The organism is Methylobacterium sp. Leaf118, assembly GCF_920984675.1.
GTDB lineage: Bacteria > Pseudomonadota > Alphaproteobacteria > Rhizobiales > Beijerinckiaceae > Methylobacterium.
Genome location: NZ_CAKLBV010000061.1, coordinates 19,925 through 27,050 on the forward strand (window position 1 = coordinate 19,925; position 7,126 = coordinate 27,050).

General features: G+C 68.0%; 6 protein-coding genes. 4 read left to right on the forward strand and 2 right to left on the reverse strand.

Annotated features, from left to right (window positions below; all coding sequences use genetic code 11):
- Positions 1–257: 257 nt before the first annotated feature.
- Together LW587_RS19620 and LW587_RS19625 are read right to left on the reverse strand one after the other, a co-directional pair.
- Positions 258–1,346 carry a polysaccharide pyruvyl transferase family protein gene (locus LW587_RS19620; RefSeq protein ID WP_232631279.1) on the reverse strand — a complete coding sequence of 363 codons (1,089 nt, stop codon included), beginning with the start codon at positions 1,344–1,346 and terminating at the stop codon, positions 258–260.
- 738 nt (positions 1,347–2,084) lie between these two features.
- The gene (locus LW587_RS19625) at positions 2,085–3,002 is read right to left on the reverse strand and encodes an alpha/beta fold hydrolase (protein WP_232631280.1); all 918 of its coding nucleotides are present in this window, start codon (positions 3,000–3,002) and stop codon (positions 2,085–2,087) included.
- Positions 3,003–3,193: 191 nt separating this feature from the next.
- Between LW587_RS19625 and LW587_RS19630 the strand changes: the two genes are divergently transcribed.
- The 4 genes from LW587_RS19630 to LW587_RS19645 form a co-directional block, all read left to right on the forward strand.
- Positions 3,194–5,329 carry a putative bifunctional diguanylate cyclase/phosphodiesterase gene (locus LW587_RS19630; protein ID WP_442919173.1) on the forward strand — a complete coding sequence of 712 codons (2,136 nt, stop codon included), beginning with the start codon at positions 3,194–3,196 and terminating at the stop codon, positions 5,327–5,329.
- A gap of 132 nt (positions 5,330–5,461) precedes the next feature.
- Positions 5,462–5,665, forward strand: a complete 204-nt coding sequence (locus LW587_RS19635; RefSeq protein WP_232631282.1) for a CsbD family protein — start codon at positions 5,462–5,464, stop codon at positions 5,663–5,665.
- A 222-nt stretch (positions 5,666–5,887) separates the two neighbouring features.
- Positions 5,888–6,064: a DUF1328 domain-containing protein gene (locus LW587_RS19640; RefSeq protein WP_232631283.1), complete on the forward strand. Its 177-nt coding sequence runs from the start codon at positions 5,888–5,890 to the stop codon at positions 6,062–6,064.
- A gap of 102 nt (positions 6,065–6,166) precedes the next feature.
- A partial coding sequence (locus LW587_RS19645) for a pseudouridine synthase (protein ID WP_232631284.1) occupies positions 6,167–7,126 on the forward strand: 960 nt, incomplete at its 3' end.

Genomic DNA, 7,126 nt, shown 5'->3' on the forward strand with positions numbered 1-7,126 from the left:
GCTGCCACGCCGCCGTTTCGGTCGACGACGGCCTCCGACGATGAGAGCCCTCGGCGAGAGGCGTCCGGTTGCCCGTTGGAGGCCCCTCCCCGTCGCACACGGGGTGAGCGACGGGGAACGGAATCTCTCCGAAGTGAGATCGGTGCATACGATGCGGAACCGAGGAGCGGTTCCGCGGGCTGAACGCCCGTGCCGAGGGCCAGCAGCGGCCTGATCGGCCTCCTGTCGATCCGCGATGGCCGGGAGGCCGGCTTTTGTCAGCGTGCAGCCGTCGCTGCACCGCCCTTGATGATCTTTCCAAATCCCTCCGTCACCCGCGGCGCCAGAAGATCCGCGACCTCGTTCTTCTCAAGGTACGTCAGGAACTCCTGAGTGCGCGCCGGCATGCTCTGCCAGAAGCTGTCATAGGAGCATTCCCTGGCAAGATCGTGGATATCTTTGTAGTTCCATAGTTCGTTATGATACAAAGAGGGCAGGTTGAGGTGTTCGCACAGTTCCTTGGTGCGCATGTCATGCTTCACCCAGGTTGCCGGGACGCCGGCCTGAAGAGCCACCATGTTGCCGTGGAACCGCGTGCCCAGGCAGAAATCATAATTCTCGGCGATATACTCTCTCCATTCCAGAACATTATAAAACTTCTGGAATCGGTTCTTTATGTAATCGTGGTACTGTTCCCGGGTCGGATTTCCTTCGGCGAAAGCCTTGACCAAGAAGGGGGCGACCCAGTTCTTGTTCGCTTCGTCCTTGGCGAAGTCCTCTTTCGTGAGCTCTCCGGAGACGATTTTCTCCTCGGTCGTGTCCCCCTGGCTGATGATGCCCGCGTTCGAGGTGATGCCGAGCCGCAGCAGGGGACGCTCGTCCGGATCCAATGACAAATTTATGACCGGCCGCTCGCCCTCCGTTTTCGGAATCGGCTTGTCGACGTTGGCGATTGCAGCAATATAAGCCGACTGACACCCGATAACGGTAACGTTGTTCACCCCATACTTCTTGCACAGGTCTGCCGTGAACTCGCCTCGGACACCGACCGTCTTCGACCGTTCGGCAATGACGCGCAGGAGGCGAATCGAGCGCTCGTCGACATTTGCTTTCGCAATCGTGTCATCAAGCATCGCATGGCAGCCAAAGCCGAAGGCGATGACGGGAAGATCGAGCTTCTCGATGAAATTGGCCGAATTGACGTGACCTTCGATGTAGCTCGGAGGCCGCTTGGTGTGCAGCATCGTCGCTGCAATGAAGCCCAGATGCGTAATTTCGCTGCGCAATTTCTCAATGTATTCGGGATCGGCCTTCGGATGGGCGTGCTTCCATTCAAGAAACAAGTCCCTGGCGGCGTGCCCGTGCACGTTGTTGCCAGTATTATCTTTGGACCCTACCTCGGAAACGGGAGGGTTCCCGATAAATCCAATCCGGTTTTTTTTCACGTTTGATGCCTCTGTATTCGAATTCACGGCGTCACACGAAACGGCGTGCGGGTGTAGACGTTTGATCTCTCGTTTGCGGAACAGCCCGAATCACGTGCCAGCGTCAGACATCACAACCCTTCAAGCTGTTTGCTTAGCATACGAATTGCCGGGATATCCACACCTCTGTGGTTCATGACCCTCGCGGGTGTGAGGGGGTTGACCGCTTGCTTTGCCGCCGCGTTCACCCGGGTGAAGGTCAAGGCCAGAGCGCGTCCTGTGCTGTCGAGAGGGGAGAGCCAAGGGGCGATCCGCCTCGCCGCCGCCACGAGCCGCGCCCCGTTGGCCTCGCCTGTCCGCGTCCTGTCTCGGCGTCCCTCCCGCCCATGCTCCTCTGCGACTCGACCCTGCGACCGAGGGAATGAGTCTCCTTTGCCCTGGCCGCACAGAACCACCTCAGGATGGTTGTCTGTCGCAGTACGGGCAGGACTGTTCTCTCAAGGTTGAAATACTCGGCCCCACGCATCGTGGGGGAAGCGGATCTCGGTGCCGGCGGCGCGTCGTTCGGTGCCGGGATTGGCGCCCATGTGCCAAATCTCGATGGGGCGGTCCAGCCTGGCCCTCGGATGCAGGGCATGCCTCGGACGGGGGCAGGCTCCCGGCGGCCGCTCATGCGGCCGCTCATGGCGCGAGGAAGGCCTGCAGGGCGGCGAGCGTCGCGGCCGGGGCCTCCTCGGCGAGGAAATGGCCGCAGGGGATCGAAACGCCCTCGGCCGTCGGCGCGAAGGTCCGGTGCCAGGCGGCCAGAGCCGTCTCGGGCTTGCCCCGGTCGAGATAGTCGCGGGTCGCCAGCACGAGGACCGGCATCGGCAGGGTCCGGCCCGCCGCGAGATCCGCCCGGTCGTCCGCCCGGTCGGGCCCGTCGGCCCCCCCCGCGCGGTAATCCTCGCACATGGCGTGGATGCGCTCGGGCACGTTCCAGGCCTGCCGGTAGAGCGTGAGCGCGCGCGCGTCGAAGGGGGAGAGGTCGCCCGCCCCGCACCAGCTGCGCAAGAGGCCCTCGAAATAGGCGTCCGGATCGCGTCCGATCTCCCGTTCCGGCTCCGGCGCCGGCCGCGCCAGGAACGGCCAGTGCGGGTTCATCCCCGGATGCGCCTCGATCCGCTCCCACTGGACGGAGGTCGGGACGATGTCGAGCAGCGCGAGGCGCTCGACCCGACCCGGCGCGTCGAGGGCCAACCGGTAGGCGACCCGTCCGCCGCGGTCGTGGCCGGCCAGCGCGAAGCGGACATGGCCGAGCCGCTCCATCACCGCGACGATCTCGGCCCCGACCTTGCGCTTCGCGTAGGCGTTCCCGTCCGCCCCGGAGGCCGGCGCCGCCGACCAGCCATAGCCCTTGAGGTCGAGGGCGATGACCCGGTGGGTCCGGGCAAGCGCGGGCGCGAGCCGGTGCCAGATGGCATGGCATTGCGGAAAGCCGTGCAGCAGCAGCAGCGGCGGCGCATCGGCCGGCCCCCCGGCCCGGCCGAACCAGCGCCCGGCCGGCCCCTCGATCCAGAGCGGTTCGAAGCCCGGAAACAGGTCGTCGCCCTCTGCCATCCGCTGTCTTTCTCTCCGTTTCGTCCGCAATCCCGCGAACCATCGGCCGCCCCGGCCCACCCTTCGGACATCTTCTGGAATTCTGTTTCGAGATCAAGACTTAGGCGTTATGCCTGTAGATTGGGCACGGCGAAAATTAACGCCTTGCGTGCAGAGTTCGGATCGATGCGGCGCGGCGCCGCGCCGAAGCGATCCCTCTGACGATGTTCGAAGACGCTGCCCCGATCGCCGCCGACTGGTTCTGGGAGACCGACCCGGCAGGTCGCTTCAGTCATTTCTCCCCGGAGATCGAGCGGTTCTTCGGCCGCCCGGTTGCCGCCTTGCTCGGCGCCGAGCGGAGCGCCTTCGCCTGGGAGGCCGGGGAGGAGGGCCTGGGCCGGTACCGGATGGCGCTCGCCGAGTGTCGGGCGTTCCGCGGCCTGACCTACCGCTACCGCCATCCCGACGGGGTGCCGCGCTGGTTCGAGATCAGCGGCCGGCCGCGCTATTCTCCCGCGGGCGATTTCCTGGGCTACCGGGGCGTCGGCAGCGACGTCAGCGACCAGCATCGCACCCGGGACGCGCTGGTGCGGGCCCATGCCGAGATCACCGAGCAGAACCGGCGCTTCGATGCGGCGCTGGAGAACATGAGCCAGGGCCTGTGCCTGTTCGACGCCGACCACCGGCTCCTGGTCTGGAACCGGCGCTACCTCGAGATTTTCGGGCTCGAGCCCGGGGCGCTCGACGTCGGCATGAGCCAGCGGGCCATTATCGCGCTCTTGGTGGCGAGCGGGCGCTACCGCGTCGGGGCGACGGTGGATTCGGTGAGCGAGGGCACCCGCACCTCGCTGACGGGAGACGGCCCGACCTCCATCCTGCGCGAACTCGCCGACGGGCGGGTCGTCGCCGCGATCCATCGGCCGATGCCCGGCGGCGGCTGGGTCGCGACCTTCGAGGACGTGACCGAGCGGCGTCGCAACGAGGCCCGCATCATGCACATGGCCCGCCACGACGGGCTGACCGACCTGCCCAACCGCACGGCCCTGCGCGAGATCGGCACCGAACGGATCGGCGCGGCGCGGGACGGGTCGCGATCGGGGCTCGCCGTGCTCTGCCTCGACCTCGACCGGTTCAAGCCGGTCAACGACAGTTTCGGCCACGCCGTCGGCGACGGTCTGCTCAAGGCGGTCGCCGAGCGCCTGCGGGTGCAGGTCCGGGCCGGCGACACGGTCGCAAGGCTCGGCGGCGACGAGTTCGCGGTGCTCTCCGCCATCGGCGATGCCGAGGACGCCGCGGCTCTGGCCCAGCGCCTGATCCGGTCCATCAGCGCGCCCTACCAGCTCTCCGGCATCACGGTCGAGATCGGCATGAGCGTGGGGATCGCGCTGGCCGACCTCGGCGAGGGCGACCCGGAGAGCGGCCGCGACCCGGGCATCGGGTACGACATCGAGCGCCTGCTGAAAGAGGCCGACATGGCCCTCTACGAGGCCAAGGCCGGCGGGCGCGGCACCGTCCGCCTGTTCGAGCCGCAGATGGACGAGACCGCCCGCGAGCGGCTGGGCCTCGAGCGCGAGCTGCGGGAGGCGCTCCAGGCGGACCGGTTCGAACTGCATTACCAGCCGCTGGTGGATCTCGCCTGCGACCGCATCACGGGCGTCGAGGCGCTGGTGCGCTGGCGCCATCCGGAGCGCGGCCTCGTCAGCCCCGCCACCTTCATTCCGCTCGCCGAGGAGACCGGGCTGATCCTGCCCCTCGGCGGGTGGGTGCTGCGGCAGGCCTGCCGGGACGCGGCCGGCTGGCCCGAGGGGATCAGCGTCGCGGTCAACGTCTCGCCGATCCAGCTGCGCCATCGCGGCTTCGCGCAAAGCGTGGTCGCCGCGCTGGGCGAGAGCGGGCTCGCCGCCGAGCGGCTGGAACTGGAGATCACCGAGAGCGTGCTTCTCGACGACACGGAAGCGAACCTGGAGACCCTCCATACCCTGCGCCGTCTCGGCGTGCGGATCTCGATGGACGATTTCGGCACCGGCTATTCCTCGATCAGCTATCTGCGGCGCTTCCCCTTCGACAAGATCAAGATCGACCGCTCCTTTGTGCGCGACTGCGCCGGCAGCCGTGACGCGGGCGCGATCATCCGGGCGATCGTCGGCCTCGGGGCGAGCCTCGGCATCACCACCCTGGTCGAGGGGGTCGAGACCGAGCCGCAACTCGCCACCGTGCGGGCGGAGGGCGCGCAGGAGGTGCAGGGCTACCTGTTCAGCCCGCCCCGGCCCTTCGCCGAGATCGCCGCGATGCTCGCGGCGCAAACGATCCCGGCGAGGGAGCCGGTCGGCACCACGTTGGCGGCCTGACGGCGCCGAGGCGCGGGCCTCCCCACCGCGACGTGATGTTAATCGGCGGAACATGACCGCGCGGGCCGTCGTTGCTCCCTGTGAACGGCCCCGCCCGACGCAATGTCGGGATGGCCCAACGGGAGACACGCCATGAGCAGCACCGCCGACAAGGTGAAGGGCCTCGCCAACGAAGCCGCCGGCAACCTCAAGCAAGGTGTGGGCAAGGCCACGGGCAACGAGCAGCTCCAGGCCGAGGGCAAGGCGCAGGAAGTGAAGGGCGAGGGCCAGCAGCTGAAGGGCGACGCCAAGCAGGCCGCCCACGACACCGCCGAGACCGTCAAGGGCAAGCTCTGATCCACCCGGGGTGATCGCCTGCGGCGATCGCCCCGCCATGACCGCCCGGCCTCGCGCTCCGGCAGCCCGGCAGGCGCCGGAGCCCGTCCTGACCGACCGGATGTCGGTTCGGTGCGCGCCCGGCGAACTGTTTCCCCCGGACCAGGTTTTCCGCAGCATCGACGGAACGATCCGGGCAGCTTGGCAATTTTCAAGGCCAGAACGGACCTTCAGGAGGACACCATGATCGGTTGGGCCATTACCTTCCTCGTCGTTGCCCTGGTCGCCGCGTTGCTCGGCTTCGGCGGCATTGCCGGGACCGCCATGGAGGCGGCCAAGATCGTCTTCTTCGTCGCGATCGCGCTGTTCCTGATCTCGGCGGTGCTGGGCGCAGTTCGCGGTCGCTCGCCGCGGCTCTGACCACCTGACTCTCTTCCGGGCCCCTGAGGCCCGGTCGGAGAGGGCGGCCCGTCAGGGCCGCCTTTTCCTTTTGTGCATCCCCCGGCTCTGCTAAGGGGCGCCATGACCGATCTTCCAGACCCCTCCCCGGCCGCGCCCGCGGAACCCGCCGCCGCGCCGGAAGGCGAGCGCATCGCCAAGGCCATCGCCCGTGCGGGCATCGCCTCGCGCCGGGACGCGGAGGCCTTGATCGAGGCCGGACGGGTCTCCCTCAACGGGCAGATTCTGACCTCGCCCGCGATCAACGTCACTGAGGCCGACCGCATCACGATCGACGGCGAGCCTCTGCCCGCCCGCGAGCGCACTCGGCTGTGGATCCTGCACAAGCCCCGTGGTGTCGTCACCACGGCCCGCGATCCGGAGGGCCGCGCCACCGTGTTCGACGGGCTGCCCGACGACCTGCCCCGCGTCGTCGCCATCGGCCGGCTCGACATCAACACCGAAGGGCTCCTGCTCCTCACCAACGACGGCGGTCTCGCCAAGGTGATCGCCCATCCGGATACCGGCTGGTTGCGCCGCTACCGCGTGCGCGCCTTCGGCGAGGTGAACCAGGTCGATCTCGACAAGCTCCGGAAGGGAGTGACCATCGACGGCATGGAATACGGCCCCGTCGAGGCGACGCTGGACCGCGCCCAGGGCGACAATGTCTGGCTGACGCTTGGCCTGCGCGAGGGCAAGAACCGCGAGGTCAAGCGCATCCTCGAGCATCTCGGCCTGTCCGTGAACCGGCTGATCCGGCTGTCGTTCGGGCCGTTCCAGCTTGGGGAACTCGAGGTCGGGCTCGTCGAGGAGATCCGCACCAAGGTGCTCAAGGAGCAGCTCGGAAAAAATCTTTCCGAGGAGGCCGGCGTCGATTTCGAGAGTCCGGTGCGCGATCCGATCGCTCCGTTCGGCAGTCCCAAGAAGAGCGCGGCCCCGGCGGCCGCATCGCGGGAGGATGCCTCCCGCGCCCGCGGGGCCGGCCGGCCGCCGCGGGATCCCGCTCGCGCCGCCGCTCCGGCCCGGGGCGGCGTGCGGGCTCCG